Below are 19,617 nucleotides of genomic sequence, written 5' to 3' on the forward strand. Positions count from 1 at the left end.
GAAACACGCGCTTGCGCGTGCGGCGATTGCTCAGGTCCAGGCCAAGGTCAGTTTGTTTCATGCGCCCATTGTCGCTGGAAACATTCTTCATGCGTACCCGAAGTCGCATGAGTTTTGAACACCATCCTTAGCTGGAACCGGTAGCAGCGACATGTGGCGCGGTGGCAGCCGGTGCGAAGCGTTTCACGTCTAGCGGTCAAGCGATTGCACGCCAACTGCAATATCGGCCGCGGTGGCCGCGAGGATCTCCCGATACGCCTTCACCACGCCCTCCACCTGCCCGGGCGCAGGCACCTCCGCTTCGGTGCGGCCGCTCAGGACCTTGCCGTCCGGCAGCCGCCGCACGGTCCAGGCGATTGTCGCCGCTGCCCGCTTGCCCACGTCGGCGTCGAGGGCTACCACATCGGTCGTCACGCGGAATGCCGGCTGCCTTGCCGACAGGCCGCGCTGGTAGACATCCACCGCATCGAGGCTAGCTTGCAGTTGCTGCGACAGCGCATCGCGCAGTTCGTTGGGTAATGGTGAGGTCCAGCGCGAGGTGTCGGACAGCTTGAGGCCACCGCTGTTGCCGTCACGCACCACCAGCTGAATGCGGTTCAGGCGCTCCGGCACGCGCACCGGCGTGACTTCGATCCATAACGGGTCGCCGCTACGGCTGGCTCGCCCGGTCACGGGCGGCGCGGCGTCGGAGCGATTGGCCGCCAGCGTGTAGTAGCGCGCCTCGGGCGACGCGCAGCCGTTCATCATCATCATGGCCGCGGCGGCCAGCGTAAGAACCATCGTCAGGCGTTTCATCATTTCTCTTCCCTCTTGCCTTGCAGGAGCGCTTCGGGATGCCGCTCGAGATAATCGGTGAGCATGCGCAGCGAGACGGCTGTCTGCGTGAGTTCCTGCATCATCCGGCGCGTATCCTGTTGCAGCGATGCATCGGGCGCCAGCGCCCCATTGGCCGTGTCGAGCGTGCGGCGCATATCCTGCAGCGCAGCGACCACCTGTGGTGCCACGTCGCCATTGACCTGTGCCACGAGCTTGTCCGCCTTGACCAGCATCTTGTTCATCGACACCATCGCCGTGCGCGCGTCCTGCCCGATCTGGTCGAACGGCACCTTGCCGATCTTGGTGACGATGTCGCCAAGCTTGGCCTGCAGTTCATCGAAGGTGCCCGGTGTGGTGGGCAGTTCAGGCACCGACGCGTTCAGGTCCACGTCAACCGGCGAGGACGCTTTCGGAAAGAAATCGAGTGCCACATACATCTGGCCGGTCAGCAGGTTGCCGGTGCGCAGCTGCGCACGCATGCCGCGCTGCACCATGCTTTGCACGATGGCGCGCTTGCGCATGTCGTCAGCCACGTCCTTCTCGCGCAGGCCCATGCGAGACGGATAGAGCTCCACCACCACTGGCATGCGAAAGGCCTTCTTGTCACGCTGGTATTCGATGCCAATCGAGCGCACCTGCCCGACGGTCACGCCGCGGAAATCGACCGGCGCACCGGGCGACAGGCCGCGCACGGACTGATCGAAGTTGAGCACTGCCAGCGCGGGCGCGAGCTCGTCCGGTTCCTTCATGGCTTCGGACTGGTCCGCCGCCAGCAGGTACTCGGTGTTCTCGGCGGCCGCGGCATGCGCGGTGGAGTGCTCCGGGGCCTGGAAGGCTACGCCGCCAAGCATCACGGTTGCCAGCGACTGCGTGGACAGCTTCAGTCCGTTCGCGTCGAGCTTGAGGTCGACACCGCTGGCGTGCCAGAAGCGCGTATCGGCGGAAACGAGCTTGTCATAGGGCTTGTTGACGAAGACCCGCAGCGTGATGTCGCGGCCGTTCGGTTCGAGCTGGTACGCCACCACATGGCCGACCCGCACGCGACGATAGTAGACCGGCGAGCCGATGTCGAGCGAGCCCAGGTCCTGCGCACGCAGCACGAACTGCCTGCCGGTTGCGTCGGTGGTGATGACCGGCGGATTTTCGAGCCCGGTGAAGCTGCGCCTCGTCTCGCCCGACTTGCCGGCATCCACGCCGATATATGCGCCCGACAACAGCGTCTCCAGTCCCGACACGCCGCTCATGGCAAAGCGGGGCCGTACCACCCAGAACCGTGTGTCGGCCACGGCGAAGCTTTTGGCGTCCCTGGTCAGCGCAATCGTCGCGATCACATGCGAACGGTCCGCTGCCAGCCGTGCCGTCTTGACCAGTCCGATATCGACGTCCTTGTAGCGCACGGCGGTCTTGCCTGGCGTCAGGCCTTCGGCAGTGCGGAATGTGACCGTGATCTCGGGCCCGCGCGACGCAAGCGTGCTGACCAGCAGCGAGAGTCCGACCACCGCCGCAACGATCGGGATTACCCAGACGAGGGAAGGTAGCCAGCGCGCGCGGCGCTTGCGTCCTGGCGGCGGTATATCGTTGGGTGGAGGATGGTTAGCGTGTTCGGGCATTGTCGGAGTGTTGCAATTCGATGGGGGAGGGCGACGTCTCGAGCGCATCCCACAGCAGGCGGGGATCAAAGCTCAGTGACGCGAGCATGGTCAGTACGACAACCGAGGCAAAGGCCAGGGCTCCGGCACCGGGCGCAATCGTGGCCAGCGCCCCTGCACGCACCAGCGATGCCAGCAATGCCACCACGAAGATATCGAGCATGGACCACCGGCCGATGACTTCGACCAGGGTGTAGAGCCGGGTCTGTTCGCGGATGCGCCAGGTCGATCCGCGGCGCACCGACAGCAGCAGCAAGGTCAGGATCATCAGCTTCAGCAACGGGACGACGATGCTGGCGATCAGCACCACGATCGCCAGCATGTATGAGCCGGACAACCACAGATAGATCACGCCGGACATGATGGTGTCGTGCTGCGTGCCGAAAATTGACTGCGTCACCATGATCGGCAGAAGATTTGCCGGGATGTACAAGAGGTAGGCTGCCAGCAGGAAAGCCCAGGCGCGCGCCAGGCTGGCCGGCTTGCGATGATGCAGTACGGTGCCGCAGCGCGGACACGGTTCGGCGTCGAGCGTCATCGGACTGAGCCGGTCGCACGTGTGGCACAACAGCAGTCCGCGCGAGGTGGCGGTAGGGTGGGGCGACCGAGGCGCGGTCATGACGCGGTATCCCGCGGGCAGGGCGGTACGTCATCCGCATCTTGCACATCGAGGTGGTGCCAGAGTTCACGCGGGTCGAACGAGAGGATGACGGCCAGTACGACCACCAGGGCGCTGAACGACCAGAGTGCGACGCCAGGCACCACCTGCGCAATGGTCGACAGCTTCACCAGCGTCACCAGCACGCCGATCATGAACACTTCGATCATGCCCCACGGCCGCGTCCGGCAAATGCCGCGCAAGATGCGCTCGAACCCGGGTGGCGTGCGGCGCCGCGCCATCGGTACGAGCAGGTAGCACATCATCAGCAACTCGGCCAGCGGAAACAGGATGGTCGTGGCGAACACGAGCATCGCCACCGGCACCATGTCGTCCGCGCAGAGTGCCTGTACCGCGCCCCATAGCGTGGTCTCCATGCGCGAGCCCTTGAGGTCCATGGCGACAATGGAGTACGCGTTAGAAATCAGAAGCAGGATCAAGGCTGCCACCACGAGCGGCAGCAAGCGCCGATAGGCTCGCGAACTGTCGCGATACAGCGCGCCGCCGCAGCGCAGGCACGTGGCGCGTTCGTCCGGTGTCAGCACCGCGCGCGTATGGAGTGCGTCGCAATGCTCGCAGGCCACCAGCTTGTCCGGATCCTGCATGGCAACTGGCAGCGAGGCGTGGTTCTGATGCACAGGGGTCCTGGGGAAAATGATCGGCCTCGTTGCGTGAGGCAAGCAGCGCGTGCGCGCATCGGAATTTTTCGCGAGTTCCGTATTCTTCCACATAATGACTGTAGTGTCATCATGACATCGTGTATGTTATAAGAACGGCACGGGCGCGTTGAAGCAGCGTATTGCTATAATCGCCGCGTCACATAAGGTCCTCTAACTGAAGATGCCTGCCGCCGCTGATCCCAAAGACCATCGCCCCCGCGTTGCCGCAGAACGTCGTGAACGGATGCGCAACCGTCTCATTGAAAGCGCAATGATCGTATTTGCGCAAAGGGGTGTCGGAGCCAGCGTGATCCCGGAAGTCATCGCGTCAGCTGGCGTCTCGCAAGGTTCTTTCTACAACTACTTCCGGACTAACGAGGATCTGCTGGCGGCTGTCGGCGACGCGCTCAGTCACGACATGGTGCAAATGATCGAGGGCGTGGTCGGCGATATCGAAGACCCGGCGTTGCGGGTTGCAACGGGGATTCGCTTATACCTGCACCTGGCGCGCTCCTATCCTGTCGTGGCGCAGTTCCTTTCCGGTACGGGCCTGCTGCTGGTCGGCAGCAAGAGTGCTGCCGTGTACGAATACCTGCCCACGGATATCAAGGAAGGCCTGAAGGCGGGCACGTTTGACGAGACGGCGGCCGACGTGGCAACGGACATGGTGGCCGGTGCGGGGCTGATCGCCGTTCACCGCATGGCCAAGGGACGAACACCAAGGGATTATCCCGAACGGATTGTCCGGGCGGTGTTGCGGTCGCTCGGCGTGCCTGCGGCGAGTGCGGTACGGTTGACCTCCACGCCTTTGCCAAAGCTTGTGGCGCCGCCGGAATCCTTGCTCGAAAAGGCCCAGGAGAAGCTCGCCGCCAGGGCCGAGCCCTCCAGCTAGCAGCCAGCGCTACGGCACATCGCTGATCGTTTGCGCGAGCAAGCCGTCGAACAGCGCCTCGCTCGCATGCAGTGGCGACCTGGATATCGCATCGGCCGCTGATTCCTCCACGCCCAGGGCGCGCAATGCCACGGCAGCGGCGAGCTCCGAAAAATCTTCGCGACCTTCGGTATCAAGCATGCTCTGCATGGCGCTCATTGCGGCGCCGGCAACGATATTGAAGCCCAGGGCGATCGGCATGCGCTTGAAGCGATTGCGACGAACGCCTTCCTCTATGTCCCTGCGGACAAACTCCAGCATATTCGGCGCGTGGTAGCCCGCCCATCCGAGCCGGCCAAGGATGCCAGCCACACCCGGCTGGTGTACCGTCAGAACCGACGCCAGCCGGATGCCCCTGGCGATGTGCTCGGCCGGGTCGTCATGGTCGCGCACAATGGGGTCGGCCGCCCGCACCCACTGTTCGGCGATCTTGCCGACAAGCTCCCGCATGATCGCGTCGGACGACGGAAAGTATTTGTAGAACGTTCCGCGTGAAACCCGGGCTGCCGAAATGATGTCGTCGATGGACGGCGTCGCGGCGCTGTTCTCCAGCATCAGGCGCATCGCACTGTTCAGCAACAGCGAGCGCATACGCTGCCGCCGCTTTGCCGCAACGCGCTGACGGTGGTCGCCCGGCTTCCACGGCTCTGTTTCCGCTGCGAATCGCGTCTGCATCGGGGTCATTGATCTGTTCTCTCCTCATGGTTGATGCGTCGACGATGCCGCGCGCCGGTCCTCCGGCGTCTTCGGCCTATGCCCTCGCATCACTCGGCGTATAGCCATTGTCGTTGCGCACCACATCCTTCCGGTGCACGTGCTTTCTTGGTCGCATGCGGTCCGGGACCTCGAAGTCGACCCGTCCTCACACACTAAAATAAATTGTACGTCATCATGACAAGTAAGTCATTATGACGTAGACTTCGAGCTCTCAGAGCGGGCGAAAGCCCGAACAGGCCTGCCGTCAATGACGCCAGCACGAGTCACGGAGGCTCGGTGACGTGGAACGCCGATGACTGGCAGGCGCGGGACGGACCTTAGCGGAGCGCAGAAATTGAACAGGAACCTTCGAGCGGCAGCTCTTACCATCATCGCGGCACATCTGGCCGCATGCACACCGGGTCCGGAGCCCGAACGCAAGGACGTCAGGCCGGTGCGGACAGTGGTCGCGGGCCGCACCGCCGGGTCGGTCGGTGCGACCTACTCAGGCGAGATTCGTGCGCGTTACGAAAGCCAGTTGGGATTCCGCACCGCCGGCAAGATCGTCGCGCGCATGGTGGAAGTCGGGAGTCATGTCAAGCGCGGCCAGCCGTTGTTCCAGCTCGATCCCACGCAAGAAGCGTTGCAGGTAGCCGCGGCGGGCGCGGAGGCTGATGCGGCAAGAAGCCGGGTAGCCCAGGCGCGGGTGGACGTCAAGCGTACCGAGCAACTGCTCGCCCAGAGCTTTGCCTCGCAAGCCGAGCTGGACCAGCAGCGGCTGGCGCTTAACCAGGCGGAAGCACAACTGCGTTCGGCACAGGCGCGCCAGCAGCTGAATGCCAATATGCGCGGATTTACCACGCTCGTTGCGGATCGCGATGGCGTGGTCAGCGCCATCAACGCGGAAGCTGGCCAGGTGGTTTCAGCCGGGCAGACGATCGCCACCGTCGCGGCCGACGGCGAACGCGAGGTCTCGATCAGCATTCCGGAGTCGCGCGTCGACGAACTGCGCAAGGCACCGACACTGACGATTACGGTGTGGGCGCAGCCGGACAAGTCCTGGACGGGCAAGGTCCGCGAGCTCGCGCCGGACGCGGACAGCGTCACCCGGACGTATTCGGCGCGCATCTCCATTCAGGAGGCGGATCCGGAAGTGCTGCGCTTGGGCATGACAGCGTCGGTGATCGCACCCGACGTGGACGGCAGTGGCGTAGTCCGCGTGCCGCTGACCGCCATCGTCGATCACGATCGCGGCCGCCAGATATGGGTGGTCGACCCGAAGACGTCGCGGGTGATCGCACGTGAAGTCAGGCTGGGCGCGGCGCAGAACGACAGCGTCATCGTGGTTGAGGGGCTGGCGGGCGGAGAAACCGTGGTCAGTGCCGGTGTGCACATGCTGCAGGCTGGCCAGCAGGTGAAGGTGGCCGAGACGGTAGCGGTCGCCAGGGCGGGAGGTGCGAAGTGAAAGGTATCAACCTGTCCGAATGGGCACTGAAGCACCAGCAGATGGTCGCGTTCCTGCTGTTGCTGTTGTCAGTGGCCGGCGCGCTGGCATACGGCAGGCTGGGCCAGAAGGAGGACCCCGAGTTCACGATCAAGACCATGGTTGTGCAGGCGTACTGGCCGGGCAGCTCCGCGCAGCAGATGGCCGACCAGGTCACCGACAAGATCGAACGCAAGCTGCAAGAGGTCGCGGAGATCGACTATACGTCCACCTATGTGAAACCGGGCGAAACGCAGGTCAAGGTCAACCTGCGCGAGAATGTTCCACCGGAGGCCGTGCCGGATGTGTGGTACCAGGTCCGCAAGAAGATGGGCGACATCCGGCATACCTTGCCCCAGGGTACGCAGGGCCCGTTCTTCAATGACGAGTTCGGAGACACGTTCGGTAATCTCTATGCGATCACGGGCGATGGCTTCGACTATGACGACCTGAGACGGATTGCGGATGCCGCGCGTAATGAGTTCCTTCGTGTCAATGACGTCAACAAGGTCGACCTGGTAGGCAAGCAGGAACAGAAGATCTATGTCGAAGTCTCCACCGCCAAGCTGGCCTCGCTGGGGATCGACCCGGCACTGATCGCATCGACGCTCGCACAAACCAATGCCGTGACCTCCGGCGGTACGGTGCAAACGTCGGCGGAACAAGTGCGGCTGGCTGTCAGTGGCGAGTTTGACTCGGTCGAGAAAATTCGCGCCATCGGTATCCGTGCCGGCCAGCGTGCCTTCCGTCTTGGCGATATCGCCGACGTCCGCCGGGGCTTTGTGGAGCCCGCCACCTCGAGGATGCGCTTCAACGGCAACGAGGCGATCGGACTGGCGGTGAGCATGCGCAAGGGCGGCGACGTGATTCGCCTTGGCGCAAAGCTGGACGAAACGATCCAGCGCATCGAGTCCAACTTGCCGGTGGGCGTGCAGATCCACGCCGTCAGCGACCAGCCGCGTATCGTCGAGCATTCCGTTTTCGAGTTCAAGAAGAGTCTGGCCGAGGCCGTGATCATTGTGCTCGTCGTCAGCTTCCTGTCGCTGGGCTTGCGCACCGGACTGGTGGTCGCGCTCAGCATTCCGCTCGTGCTGGCCATGACCTTCCTGGCGATGTACGTGATGGGCATCGAGCTGCAGCGCATCTCGCTGGGCGCGTTGATCATTGCGCTCGGACTGTTGGTGGACGACGCCATCATTGCCGTCGAGATGATGGCGCTGAAGCTGGAGCAGGGCTGGGACAAGTTCCGCGCCGCCACATACGCCTACACCGCCACGGCTTTCCCGATGCTCACCGGGACGCTGATTACGGCGGCGGGTTTTCTCCCGGTCGGTTTTGCGAAGTCGGGAACGGGCGAATATGTGTACTCCCTGTTCCAGGTGGTGGGCATTTCGCTGGTGCTGTCATGGATCGTGGCCGTCCTCTTTACACCGTACATCGGCTTCAAGCTGCTGAAGGAGCATGCGCACGCGTCGCATGACGAGGACGCGGTCTACCAGCGCGGCTTCTATGTCAAGTTCCGCCGATTCATCGACTTCTGCCTGCAGCAGCGCGTGTGGGTACTCGGCATTACGGTCGCCGCTTTCATCGGCTCACTGTTGCTGTTCAAGGCAATACCTCAGCAGTTCTTTCCGGCGTCTGACCGGCCCGAACTCATCGTGGACCTGTGGATGCCGAAGGCTTCCACGTTCGAGGCGAGTCAACGCGAGGTCCAGAAGCTGGAAGGCCTGCTCAAGGGCGATCCGGACATTGCGGCGGTGACCAGCTTTGTCGGCAACGGTACGCCGCGATTCTACCTGCCCCTCGACGTGCAGACGCCCAATCTGAATCTGGGCGAGATGCTGGTGATGACGAAGGGCGGCGAAGCGCGGGAGCGGGTGAAAGAGAAGCTCGAGAAGCTGTTCGACGAGAAATTCCCCAATGTGCGCGGCCGCGTCAATCGACTTGAGAACGGTCCGCCGGTCGGTTACCCGGTGCAGTTCCGCGTGTTCGGGCAGGACAACGCCAAAGTGCGCGCAATCGGGCAGAAACTGGCCGCGATCATGCGCGAAGAGCCGCACGTGCGCCAGGTCAACCAGGACTGGGGCGAACGCGTCAAGCGTCTGCAGGTCGACGTCGACCAGGACAAGGCGCGTGCACTGGGTGTCAGCTCCGGCCAGATCAAGGAGGCACTTGAGGCTTCGCTGTCGGGCACGCCAATTACCCAGTACCGCGAGGAAGACCAGGGTATCGACGTGGTCTCGCGCCTCGTCGCCGCGGAACGCACGGACCTGAACAACCTGAAGGACGCAAAGATCTACGTTCGCGACGGCAAGTTCGTGCCGGTCTCGCAGGTTGCCCGACTTACGCTTGACAGCGAGGACAGCGAGCTGTGGCGGCGTAACCGCGTGCCAACGCTGACGGTCCGTGCCGATATTGCCGGGGCGCAGGCACCCGACGTCACGCGTGCACTGCAGCCGAGGATCGACGCACTGGAAAGAGAACTTCCGCTCGGCTATGGCATCGAGATCGGTGGCGCTTACGAATCGAGTGCGAAGGCCCAGGCTTCTGTTTTTGCGGTGATGCCCGTGACGATCATCGCGGTGCTCCTGCTGCTGATGTTCCAACTGCAGGATATGAGAAAGATGGCGATGGTCTTGCTGACAGCGCCGCTCGGGCTGATCGGTGTCAGCATCATCATGGCCGCGTTCCGGATTCCATTTGGTTTTGTCGCCATGTTGGGCGTTATCGCCCTCGCCGGGATGATCATCCGCAACTCGGTGATCCTGGTAGTGCAGATCGACCAGGACGTGGCCACGGGTGTCCCGTTGTGGACGGCCATCGTCGAGGCGGCGGTGCGACGGCTACGCCCGATCGTGCTGACTGCCCTGGCCGCGATCCTGGCGATGGTGCCGCTTACCCATTCCGTGTTCTGGGGTCCGATGGCGTGGGCAATCATGGGCGGGCTCGCTGTTGCCACGGTGCTGACCCTCGTCTTCCTTCCCGCCCTGTATGCGACCTGGTACCGGGCCAAGCGTCCTGCGACCGTCTGATCGCCAATGTGACGATGAGAGTGATTTCGATGAAAAGATTGAGTATGGCCCTGCGGGCCGGGCAGGTGGCATTGGGCTGCGTGCTGTTCCTGAACGCCGGAGAGTCGGGCGCTATCGATGTCGTGACGGCCTATCAGCAGGCATTGGCGCATGATCCGACGAGCCTCGCTGCAAACGATGCGCTCACGGCGGGGCGGGAGAGGGCAGTGCAAGGCGATGCCTTGCTGCGTCCCCGCGTAAGCCTCCAGGCGACGCTGGACAGGATCAACAATCGTTCGTCAGGCAACCCGCCGGCCGACGTCGCGCCATTGGTATCCAGCGATAGTTCGGGAACGTCGCGGCAGGCCGGCGTGGTGCTGGTTCAGCCGCTGTACGACAGGGCCGCGGTCGCCACGAAAAAGCAGTTCCGCGAGCAATCAAACCTGGCGCAGACGCAGTTCGATCAGTCTCGCCAGGAACTGGCCTTGCGGGTGGCCGAGGCATACTTCGGCGTGGTGTTGGGCGAGGAAACGCTCCGTGTGGTGCGAGCCGAGAAGGCGGCCCTGCGCCAGCAACGCGACCGCGCCAAGGCGCGCTTCGACGTCGGCCAGGGCAAGATCACCGATCTTCATGAGGCCCAGGCGCGCCTGGATGGTGTAGAGAGTCGCGAAGTCACGGCGCAGTCCGCGCTGGAACAACGACGCACGCGATTCCAGGAAACGATCGGCATGCCGCCCGATCAGCTCAACGCGCTGGCACCCGGTTTCTCGCCGAGGCCGCCGGAACCAGACGATCTCGCGGCGTGGCAGGCAAGGGGCGAAGAACAGAGCTACCTCGTCAAGACCAGGCAATCGGAGCTCGACATTGCCGGCGCGGAGATCGACAAGTACCGCGTCAGCAGCCGCCCGACTGTCGCGCTGGTGGCACGTTATGGCGCACAAGGGCAAACCGGCAATCTGGCTCCCTGGATTGCAGCCAGCAACACCCGAACCGCGACGGTTGGCTTGCAGCTCAACATTCCGCTTTACGCGGGCGGCGGCCTGGATTCGCGCGAGCGTGAATCCGTTGCGAGGAAGAGCCAGGCGGCGCAGGAGGTTGCCGCCGCGCGGCGAGACGTGCGCCTGAAGGTGCAGGACGGATTTCTCTCGGTGAAAACGGGCGTGTCGCGCGTCGCCGCACTCGAGCAGTCGCTGACTTCAGCGCGCAGCGCGCTCGCGGCGACGACGCTTGGCCGGGACGTCGGCACCCGTACGGAACCCGACGTGCTGGACGCGCAGCAGCGCGTGTTCGCCGCCGAGCTTGACGTGGTCCAGGCACGCCTGGACTACCTGCTTGGCCGTCTGCGTCTTGCTGCCGCGGCGGGCGAGCTGAGCGAGGAAACCTTGCGCTCGCTGAATGCCTGGCTCGCATCCTGATCGCGAAATCCTATGATCGGAGATCTGCAGCACTTGGAGCGGTAGCTATCTCGTCGCCAACGCGATGCCTTCAAGGCTGTCGGTCAGAAAATGCAATTAATCGCCAAGCGAGCAAACCCAGCAAAAAATGGAGCAAGCAGGCGAGGGCTCGCGCCGCTTGAGGGCGGGCGCGCCGCGCCCTCAGGTGCGTCTGGGAGAAAGGACTAGCATTGCCCTTAACCCCGGGTGATTGTCAGTTAACTCAATGGCGCCGTCGTGCAGCTTTGCGACGGCGGCGACGAGACTGAGCCCCAATCCCACACCCGGCGTACTGCGACTTGCGTCGCCGCGGTAGAAGCGCTCGAGAACTTTGTGCTTTTCTTCGTCGGGAATGCCCGGTCCGTCGTCTGTCACAGCGATGACGACCGCTCCATCTGGGCGGTGCGAGGCCTCGACGGAAATCGTTCCATTCTTCTGGGCATACTTGAGCGCGTTGTCGATCAGGTTTCCGACCGCCTGCGCAAGCAACAGGGGATCGCCTGCCAGCGGGAGGGGACCGGACGACCGGAAAGACAGGGCGATCCCCTGGAGTTCCGCCACAGGTTGATAGAATTCGGCGGCTTCGCCTGCCACGGCGGCTGCATCGACTTCGATGAATCCGGAGCGGCGCGTGCCGGAGTCGATTTCCGCCAGGCGCAGCAGCGCGTTGAAGATGCCCATGACGCGATCCACGTCGGCGATGGCGGTGTCGATCTCGGCGAAGGTTTGTTCCGGACGAGGCCGGGTCACCGACAATTCTTCCAGGCGGGCTCGCAATTCCGCCAGCGGTGTGCGCAGGTCATGCGCGATCGCATTTGACACGTTTCGGATGCCCTCAACCAGGTGCTCGATCTGATCGAGCATTCGGTTTTCGGTCTCTACGAGCGTGTTGAGTTCGCTTTCACCGCCGTAAGCAGGCAACCGGTGCGCGAGGTTTCCCTGCATGATGGCCGCGGCTGCCTGGTTGATGTCGTGCACCTTCGAGAGTAGCGTGCGGCGGACCAGTAACCCTCCCGCTACGCCAAGCAGCAAAAGCATGCAGGCGGCGCCCACCAATCCGGACATGAACAACGCTTCGAGCTTTTCGAACCGGCTGACGTCCCGCCCCAACAATAGGTGATACCCGCCGGGAAGTACTTTGTGCAACAGCACAGCTCTTATCACTCGGTTGTGTACTTGAATTGACGCTGCATGCACGCCTGTCGATGCTGAAACCTCGCGGGGCCAGGCCGGCAGATTGCCGGCGAGTTTCGTCAGTGCCGGATCGGCGAACAGAATGACTGTATTCTCGACGTCCTCGAGTTCCCCGCCCACTCGCATTTGAATTGCCGTTGCCAGGGCATCGGCGCCCTGCCTGGCAAAGAGGTTCACCATATTCTGCGCATCGGCCTGTAGCACCTCGGTTCGACTTTGCTCGATGGTGTTGTGCCAGGCGTATAAGAGCGGTGTAGCGAACAGGCCGAGGACGACCAGGCTCACGGCGATATAACCGAGTCCCACATTCAGCGCAGAAAAGCGCAAGCGTTTAATCATCTGCCGTCAGCATGTAGCCGGCGTTGCGAATGGTCCGCAGCAGTTGCCGTCCGCTGCCGTCATCGATCTTCTGGCGCAGCTTGCTGACGTGGACGTCGATGACATTGGTCTGCGGGTCAAAGTGATAGTCCCATACGTTTTCCAGCAGCATGGTTCGTGTTACTACCTGGTTGGCGTGGCGCATCAGGTATTCGAGCAGCTTGAATTCACGCGGTTGGAGCGCGACGGCTTTGCCCGCCCGCGTTACCTTATGGGCAAGCAGGTCCATGGAGAGGTCGCCCAGCGTCAGCGTGGTCTCGGCCCGACCCTCCTGTGAACGCCGCAGGAGGGCGTCCAGGCGCGCCAGCAGTTCGCCAAAGGCGAAGGGCTTGACAAGGTAGTCGTCCCCGCCGCTCTTGAGACCCCGGATGCGATCATCCACATCGGTTAGGGCGCTCAGGATCAGGATAGGGACCTTGCTTCCGGTCTTGCGTAACGCCTCGATGATCGCCAGGCCATCAATGCCGCCTGGCAACATCCGATCCATGATGATCGCGTCATAAGGCTCGCTTGCGGCGAAGAACATGCCGTCGCGCCCGTTGTCGGCGTGATCCGCGGTGTGTCCCGCCTCGCTCAGTCCTTTCTTGAGGAACTGGGCGACGCGCTCGTTGTCCTCGACGATTAGTAGTTTCATGATGAATCCGGTTTTGCCATTGCGATTGCGAAGGACTTCGCCTCCGCGCAATATCTGGTCTCCAGGTATAAACTGATGAAATATTAGGCACAGTGTGATCCGGTTGCCAGCCCTGGGGTGATCCGACCGCCGATGCTCACAATTCCGGGATTATGAGGCACCTCCTGCCCGCCGCGGTGCATCGCCGGTGCGCTGGATCCAGCCGCCACCGAGCGAGCGGTACAGGCCGACAAGACTGGTCAGGCGGTTCAGGCGTGTCGTGACCAGCGCCAGTTGCGCGTTGTACAAGTCGGTCTGCGCGGTCAGTACGCTCAGGTAACTGTCGGTGCCGCTCGTGTAGAGCATGTTGGCCAGCTCCAGCCGGCGCTGCTGGGTATCGGTGTAGCGCTGCTGCGCCGCCAGCTGATCGTCATAGGTGCCGCGCGCCGCCAGGCCGTCGGCAACCTCCCGGAAAGCGGTCTGGACCGCCTTCTCGTATTGCGCGATGCCGATGTCCTTCTGGACAGTAGCGACATCCAGGTTGGCCTGGTTCGCGCCGGCCGTAAAGATCGGCATGACCAGGGAGGGTATGAAGGACCATGCGCTGGACCCGCCTGCAAACAAGCCGCCAAGCGCCGCGCTGGCCGTACCCAGGGTGCCGGTGAGCGAGATGCGCGGAAAGAAAGCCGCACGCGCGGCGCCTATGTTCGCATTCTCAGAGCGCAGGACGGCCTCGGCCTGCAGGATGTCGGGGCGGCGCTGCAGCAGATCAGAGGGCAGTCCGGCCGGAATATCGGTGAGGATCGGCTGGGCGCCGAGCCTGACCGGCGGGGGCTGGTCGGCCGGCAGCGGCTGGCCGACCAGCAGTACCAGCGCATTCTCGGCCTGGGCGCGCAGCCGGACCTGAGCGGCGTAATTTGCCTGTGCCTGTTCGACGGTGGTTTCCGACAGTCGCAGGTCCAGTTCGGACGCGGTGCCTGTGTCGAATTGCAGTTTCACGATCTTGTAGGCTGCCTGCGCGGTTTCCAGGGTGCTTCGCGTCACCGCGAGTTGCTCGTCGTAGGCGAGCATGGTGAGGTACTGATCCGCGATTTCGGATACCAGCAGGATCTCGATCGCCTGGCGCGCGTAGACACTGGCCAGGTACTGCTCGAACGCCGCATCGGAGAGGCTGCGCAAGCGGCCGAAGAAATCAATCTCCCACGACGCCGAAACACCCACCGAATAGTTGCGGGAGGTGTTCGCGCCGGAGCCTGAACTGCCGGTCGACGTGCCCGTGGCCGAAGCGCTCGCGCCGGCGTTTACCTGTGGAAACATGGCCGCATGCTGGACGCGGTATTGCGCCTGGACTTTCTCGACGTTCAGCGCCGCGACGCGCAAATCCCGGTTGTTCTGCAGTGCGAGTTCAACCAGCCGCTGCAGGCGAGGATCGGCAAGGAAGTCACGCCAGCCGATGTCCGCAGCCGGCAGCGTTGTACTGCCGGTACTGGCGGACGCGGTCTTGTAGGCCTCGCCCGCGGGAAACGCGGCTGCCACCGGCGCTGCCGGTCGCTGGTACACGGGCTGCAGCGAGCAGCCGGTGGCAAGGGTTACGAGTAGCGCACTGGCGACGCCCGTGTATCGCTTCATGTCAGTGTCCTCCGGTGCTCTGGTCAGCCGCAGCCATCGCGGATGCGGCGGGCTCGACCGGTTTCTTTTTGCCAAGCCTGTTGCTGACTACGACATAAAACATCGGGATCAGAAATGTCGCAACAAAGGTGGCGGTCAACATCCCGCCTATCACCCCGGTGCCGATTGCGTTCTGGCTGGCTGACCCGGCGCCGCGTGCAAGCGCGAGCGGCAGCACGCCAAGCACGAACGCCATCGAGGTCATCACGATCGGCCGCATGCGCATGTGTGCCGCTGCAATGGCCGCCTGGAGCGCGGTGAGGCCCTCGGCGTGACGCTCGCGCGCGAATTCGACGACAAGGATGGCGTTCTTTGCCGACAGGCCGATGGTGGTCAGCAGCCCGACCTGGAAGTACACATCGTTGGACAAGCCCATCAATGCCGTGGCCCCGAGCGCGCCCAGGATGCCGAGCGGCACCACCATGATGACGGAGACCGGGATCGACCAGCTCTCATACAGGGCGGCCAGGCTCAGGAATACCACCAGGATCGACAACCCGTACAGCAGGGGGGCCTGCGAGCTCGATTGCTGCTGCTCGAGCGAGGTACCCGTCCACTCGAAGCCGATACCCGGGGGCAGTTGCCGTGCGAGCCGCTCCATCGCCAGCATTGCCTGTCCGGAGCTCTTGCCCGGCGCGGCCTGGCCCTGGATCGCCATGGCTTCGACGCCGTTGTAGCGCTGCAGCACCGGCGGGCCGTAGGTCCATGCAGATGTCGCGAACGCGGAGAAGGGCACCATGGTGCCGCCGCTGTTGCGCACATAGAGCAGATTGATGTCGTCGGGATTCATGCGATATGGCGCATCGGCCTGCACATATACCTTCTTGATGCGTCCGTCGGTATCGAGGAAATTGTTGACGTAGCGCGAGCCCCAGGCAGTCGAGAAGGTCTGGTCGACGTCGCTGAGGCTGACGCCGAGCGCGGCGGCTTTCTCGCGATCGATATTTACCTTGAAAGTCGGGTTGTCCTGTTGCCCGTTGAAGCGCACCTGTGCCAGGTCCGGATCCTGTTTGGCCAGCGCGAGGAGCTGGTCGCGCGCCTTCGCCAGCGCCTCATGACCGAGCCCGCCGCGATCCTCGAGTTCGAAGTCAAAGCCCGCGGCAACGCCCAGGCCGCGGATCGGCGGTGGGCTGACGGGGAAAATGATCGCATCCTTGTAGGTGGCATAGCGCTTGACGATGCGCTCGGACAAGGCCTTGGCGGACAGCTCGGGACTGTTTCGCTGGCCCCAGTCCTTGAAGCGGACGAACAACTGGCCCTGGCTCTGGCCGCGGCCGGCATTGTTGAAGCCATTGACCATGAAGGTGGCCTCGACCATCGCCGCTTCATCCTTCAGCAGGTAATTGCTGACCTCGTCGAGTACCGCGCCGGTGCGCGCCTGCGTGGCGCCAGGCGGTGTCTGGACCTGCACGAACATGAAGCCCTGGTCCTCGTTCGGCAGGAACGAGGTTGGCAGCTTGACAAACATGATGCCCACGGCAGCCACGATCGCCGCGTAGATGATCAGCCAGCGTCCGGAGCGCGCTGCGACGTGCCGTACGCCATGCACATATTTGTCCCGGCCCTTGTCGAAGGTGCGGTTGAACCAGCCAAAGAATCCCTTCTTCTCGCCATGATCCTCGCGCGGTGGCTTCAGCAGCATGGCGCACAAGGCGGGCGTGAGCGAGAGCGCAACGAACACCGACAGCAGCATCGACGAAACGATCGTGAGGGAGAACTGGCGGTAGATCCCGCCGACCGTGCCGCTGGAGAACGCCACCGGCACGAACACCGCGCTCAGCACCATCGCCACGCCGATCAGCGCACTGCTGATCTGCCCCATCGCCTTGCGGGTTGCCTCAAGCGGCGACAGTCCTTCCTCGTGCATCACGCGCTCGACGTTCTCCACCACCACGATGGCATCGTCCACCAGCAGGCCGATGGCGAGCACCAGGCCGAACATCGACAACGTGTTGATGGTGAAGCCAAGCGCCGACATCACGCCGAACGTTCCCAGCAAGACCACCGGCACCGTGATCGACGGGATCAATGTGGCGCGGAAATTCTGCAGGAACAGGTACATCACCAGGAACACCAGGACGATGCCTTCCAGCAGGGTCTTGACCACTTCTTCGATCGAGATCTTGACGAAGGGCGTGACGTCGTTCGGGTAGACCACCTTCAGCCCATGCGGGAAATACGGTTCCAGCTCCTTGATGCGGGCGCGTATCGCCGCGGCGGTGACCAGCGCGTTGCCGCCCGGCGCGAGCTGGATGCCAATGCCGGAGGCGGGCTGGCCGCTGTACTTGTTATCGACGTTGAAGCTCTCAGCACCGAGATTGATGCGGGCGACGTCACGCAATCTTACCTGCGAGCCGTCGGGCAGCACCTTGAGCAATACCTTGCCGAAATCCTCGCTCGTGCGCAGCAGCGTCGCTTCCGTGATCGTTGCGCTCAGCTGCTGGTTCTGCACGGCCGGTGTACCGCCGAGCTGGCCTCCGGAGATCTGCACGTTCTGGCTTTGCAGCGCCGCAGTGACGTCAGTCGGGGTGAGGGCGTAGCTATTGAGCCTGTTCGGGTCGAGCCAGATCCGCATCGCGTACTGCGTACCGAACACGTTCAAGTTGCCGACGCCATTGATCCGGCTGATCGGATCCTGGACATTGGAGACAACGTAGTTGGCGATGTCGAACTTGCTCATGCTGTTGTCAGCCGACACGAAGCCGATCACCATCAGGAATGCGTTGGTCGATTTGGTGACGCGCACACCCGACTGCTGGACCTGGGCCGGCAGCAACGGCACGGCCAGTTGCAGCTTGTTCTGCACCTGCACCTGGGCGATGTTCGGGTCTGCACCGCTGGCGAAGGTGAGCGTCGTAGTCGACTGGCCGGTATCGTCGCTGGTCGAGGACATGTAGAGCAGGTTGTCGATCCCGCTCATCTGCTGTTCGATCACCTGGACCACTGTGTTTTGCACGGTCGTCGCGGAAGCCCCGGGATATGTCGTGCTGATCTGTACCGAGGGCGGCGCCACTGGCGGAAACTGCTCGATTGGCAGCGACTGGATGGCCAGTCCCCCCGCCAGCATGATGAGCAGGGAGAGGACGATCGCGAAGATGGGGCGGTCGATGAAGAATCGTGCCATGTCTGTGTCCGCCCTTATCTTTCCTGCGCGAGCACGGGAGTCTGGCGCGTTGCCGACGCCCCGCCGGTGTCTGTTTTTGCCGCGGCCTGCGCCGTCTGGCCTTGCGCTTCGACTGCCTGTACCAGCATCCCGGGTTGCACTTTCTGGCCACCGGCCACGATGATCCGTTCGCCATCGTTCAGGCCTCCGGTGACAATCCACTTGTCACCGAGCGTGCTTTGCGCCTGGATCGTGCGTTGGACAACCTTGTTATCAGGGCCGACAACCAGCGCGGTGGCCTGCCCCTGCGGGTTATGACCGACGCCAGGGACTGGCACCAGGAATGCGTTGTCATTCACGCCTTGCTCGAGGCGGGCGCGCACGAACATGCCGGGGAGCAGGACATTGTTCGGATTCGGGAAGATCGCGCGCACTGTCACCGAGCCGGTGGCCGGGTCGACCGTAACGCCGCTGAATTCGAGCTTGCCGGTCAGCGGATACTGCGTGCCATCCTCCAGCCTGAGCGTCACCCTGGCCTGGTCCAGGCCGTGCAGCTTTACCTGTCCGCTGGCGACGTCGCGTCGAAGCTGCAAACCGGCGACGCTTGCCTGGTTGAGGTCTACGTAGATCGGATCGATCTGCTGGATCGTGGTCATCAGCGTTGCCGCGCTGCCTTGCACATAGGCGCCCTGGGTGACCTGCGAAATACCGCTGCGACCGGCGATCGGCGCTACGACGTCGGTATATCCCAGGTTGAGCCTTGCCATCTCGACGGCAGCCTTGCTGGCGGCAACATCGGCGGCGGCCTGCTTCCGGGCCGCGATCGCGTTGTCATAAGCCTGTTTGCTGATCGCGTTGCCGGCAACGAGGGTCTGGTAACGCTCCGCCTGTGCGGTCGTGGTGGCGAGATTCGCTTCCGCCTTCTGCAGTGTCGCCAACGCGCTGTTCAGGGCGGCGCGATACTGAGCCGGATCGATCTGGTAGAGGGTCTGGTTCGCCTTGACGTCCGCGCCTTCCTGGAAGCTGCGCTTTTGCACGATGCCGTCAACACGGGCCCGCACCTGTGCAATGAGGTAGGCGGAGGTGCGGCCGGGAAGCTCCACCGAAACCGGGACGCTGGTCCGCTTGGCCGTGACCACCGTGACTTCCGGAGTCGCTGACTTTGGACGCGCTGGCTTTGCGGGACCGCAGCCCGCGATCGCGAGGACTGCCAGCGTGACAGGCAGGCAGGCACTGCGCCGAAGTATGTTGTGCGAATTTATCAAGGCTCGATCCCAGTAGTTTGTGAAGAGCGGGTGGTTGCACTCTGCGCGATCGCGAATTAA

At 63.3% G+C, this 19,617-nt stretch carries 14 protein-coding genes; 4 read left to right on the forward strand and 10 right to left on the reverse strand.

Annotation, left to right across the window (positions count from 1 at the left end):
- Positions 1 to 189: 189 nt before the first annotated feature.
- Genes VSR71_RS18310 through VSR71_RS18325 form a run of 4 tightly spaced genes read right to left on the reverse strand, consistent with a single transcriptional unit; the run spans position 190 to position 3,728 of the window.
- Positions 190 to 798 carry a PqiC family protein gene (locus VSR71_RS18310; protein WP_342915266.1) on the reverse strand — a complete coding sequence of 203 codons (609 nt, stop codon included), beginning with the start codon at positions 796 to 798 and terminating at the stop codon, positions 190 to 192.
- Complete coding sequence (locus VSR71_RS18315; RefSeq protein ID WP_342915267.1) at positions 795 to 2,426, reverse strand: intermembrane transport protein PqiB; 1,632 nt, start codon at positions 2,424 to 2,426, stop codon at positions 795 to 797. Before VSR71_RS18315 ends, VSR71_RS18310 begins: the two co-directional genes overlap by 4 nt.
- Positions 2,410 to 3,084, reverse strand: coding sequence for a paraquat-inducible protein A (locus tag VSR71_RS18320; RefSeq protein WP_342915268.1), 675 nt, complete (start codon positions 3,082 to 3,084; stop codon positions 2,410 to 2,412). Before VSR71_RS18320 ends, VSR71_RS18315 begins: the two co-directional genes overlap by 17 nt.
- A complete protein-coding gene (locus tag VSR71_RS18325; RefSeq protein WP_342915433.1) occupies positions 3,081 to 3,728 on the reverse strand; it encodes a paraquat-inducible protein A in 648 nt (215 codons plus the stop codon). The genes VSR71_RS18320 and VSR71_RS18325 overlap by 4 nt, the downstream gene beginning before the upstream one ends.
- A gap of 298 nt (positions 3,729 to 4,026) precedes the next feature.
- Between VSR71_RS18325 and VSR71_RS18330 the strand changes: the two genes are divergently transcribed.
- The gene (locus VSR71_RS18330; protein WP_342915269.1) at positions 4,027 to 4,674 is read left to right on the forward strand and encodes a TetR/AcrR family transcriptional regulator; all 648 of its coding nucleotides are present in this window, start codon (positions 4,027 to 4,029) and stop codon (positions 4,672 to 4,674) included.
- A 9-nt stretch (positions 4,675 to 4,683) separates the two neighbouring features.
- Here VSR71_RS18330 and VSR71_RS18335 read toward each other — a convergent pair whose 3' ends face one another.
- Positions 4,684 to 5,397 carry a TetR/AcrR family transcriptional regulator gene (locus VSR71_RS18335; RefSeq protein WP_342915270.1) on the reverse strand — a complete coding sequence of 238 codons (714 nt, stop codon included), beginning with the start codon at positions 5,395 to 5,397 and terminating at the stop codon, positions 4,684 to 4,686.
- Between the two features lie 325 nt (positions 5,398 to 5,722).
- Here VSR71_RS18335 and VSR71_RS18340 point away from each other — a divergent pair, with 325 nt between their 5' ends.
- Genes VSR71_RS18340 through VSR71_RS18350 form a run of 3 tightly spaced genes read left to right on the forward strand, consistent with a single transcriptional unit; the run spans position 5,723 to position 11,318 of the window.
- The gene (locus VSR71_RS18340) at positions 5,723 to 6,874 is read left to right on the forward strand and encodes an efflux RND transporter periplasmic adaptor subunit (RefSeq protein ID WP_342915271.1); all 1,152 of its coding nucleotides are present in this window, start codon (positions 5,723 to 5,725) and stop codon (positions 6,872 to 6,874) included.
- Entirely contained in the window at positions 6,871 to 9,924 is a 3,054-nt protein-coding gene (locus VSR71_RS18345; RefSeq protein ID WP_342915272.1) for an efflux RND transporter permease subunit, read from the forward strand. Before VSR71_RS18340 ends, VSR71_RS18345 begins: the two co-directional genes overlap by 4 nt.
- 29 nt (positions 9,925 to 9,953) lie before the next feature.
- The gene (locus VSR71_RS18350) at positions 9,954 to 11,318 is read left to right on the forward strand and encodes a TolC family outer membrane protein (RefSeq protein ID WP_342915273.1); all 1,365 of its coding nucleotides are present in this window, start codon (positions 9,954 to 9,956) and stop codon (positions 11,316 to 11,318) included.
- A 180-nt stretch (positions 11,319 to 11,498) separates the two neighbouring features.
- Here the strand turns inward: VSR71_RS18350 and VSR71_RS18355 are convergent, their stop codons facing one another.
- The 5 genes from VSR71_RS18355 to VSR71_RS18375 all read right to left on the reverse strand — a co-directional run bounded on the left by VSR71_RS18355 (position 11,499) and on the right by VSR71_RS18375 (position 19,539).
- The gene (locus VSR71_RS18355; protein ID WP_342915274.1) at positions 11,499 to 12,869 is read right to left on the reverse strand and encodes a HAMP domain-containing sensor histidine kinase; all 1,371 of its coding nucleotides are present in this window, start codon (positions 12,867 to 12,869) and stop codon (positions 11,499 to 11,501) included.
- A complete protein-coding gene (locus tag VSR71_RS18360) occupies positions 12,862 to 13,542 on the reverse strand; it encodes a response regulator transcription factor (RefSeq protein ID WP_342915275.1) in 681 nt (226 codons plus the stop codon). Before VSR71_RS18360 ends, VSR71_RS18355 begins: the two co-directional genes overlap by 8 nt.
- A 150-nt stretch (positions 13,543 to 13,692) precedes the next feature.
- On the reverse strand, positions 13,693 to 15,150 hold the full coding sequence (locus VSR71_RS18365; protein WP_342915276.1) for an efflux transporter outer membrane subunit: 1,458 nt from the start codon (positions 15,148 to 15,150) through the stop codon (positions 13,693 to 13,695).
- Position 15,151: 1 nt separating this feature from the next.
- Complete coding sequence (locus VSR71_RS18370) at positions 15,152 to 18,313, reverse strand: efflux RND transporter permease subunit (protein ID WP_342915277.1); 3,162 nt, start codon at positions 18,311 to 18,313, stop codon at positions 15,152 to 15,154.
- 14 nt (positions 18,314 to 18,327) lie between these two features.
- A complete protein-coding gene (locus VSR71_RS18375; RefSeq protein WP_428979428.1) occupies positions 18,328 to 19,539 on the reverse strand; it encodes an efflux RND transporter periplasmic adaptor subunit in 1,212 nt (403 codons plus the stop codon).
- Positions 19,540 to 19,617 lie beyond the last annotated feature (78 nt).

This window comes from Cupriavidus oxalaticus (assembly GCF_038900635.1).
Classification (GTDB): Bacteria; Pseudomonadota; Gammaproteobacteria; order Burkholderiales; family Burkholderiaceae; genus Cupriavidus; species Cupriavidus oxalaticus_B.

Coding starts and splice junctions, on each gene's coding strand:
- VSR71_RS18310 (WP_342915266.1), bottom strand. CDS start 798: ATGATGAAACGCCTGACGATGGTTCTTACGCTGGCCGCCGCGGCCATG.
- VSR71_RS18315 (WP_342915267.1), bottom strand. CDS start 2,426: ATGCCCGAACACGCTAACCATCCTCCACCCAACGATATACCGCCGCCA.
- VSR71_RS18320 (WP_342915268.1), bottom strand. CDS start 3,084: ATGACCGCGCCTCGGTCGCCCCACCCTACCGCCACCTCGCGCGGACTG.
- VSR71_RS18325 (WP_342915433.1), bottom strand. CDS start 3,728: ATGCAGGATCCGGACAAGCTGGTGGCCTGCGAGCATTGCGACGCACTC.
- VSR71_RS18330 (WP_342915269.1), top strand. CDS start 4,027: ATGCGCAACCGTCTCATTGAAAGCGCAATGATCGTATTTGCGCAAAGG.
- VSR71_RS18335 (WP_342915270.1), bottom strand. CDS start 5,397: ATGACCCCGATGCAGACGCGATTCGCAGCGGAAACAGAGCCGTGGAAG.
- VSR71_RS18340 (WP_342915271.1), top strand. CDS start 5,723: ATGACTGGCAGGCGCGGGACGGACCTTAGCGGAGCGCAGAAATTGAAC.
- VSR71_RS18350 (WP_342915273.1), top strand. CDS start 9,954: ATGAAAAGATTGAGTATGGCCCTGCGGGCCGGGCAGGTGGCATTGGGC.
- VSR71_RS18355 (WP_342915274.1), bottom strand. CDS start 12,869: ATGATTAAACGCTTGCGCTTTTCTGCGCTGAATGTGGGACTCGGTTAT.
- VSR71_RS18360 (WP_342915275.1), bottom strand. CDS start 13,542: ATGAAACTACTAATCGTCGAGGACAACGAGCGCGTCGCCCAGTTCCTC.
- VSR71_RS18365 (WP_342915276.1), bottom strand. CDS start 15,150: ATGAAGCGATACACGGGCGTCGCCAGTGCGCTACTCGTAACCCTTGCC.
- VSR71_RS18370 (WP_342915277.1), bottom strand. CDS start 18,313: ATGGCACGATTCTTCATCGACCGCCCCATCTTCGCGATCGTCCTCTCC.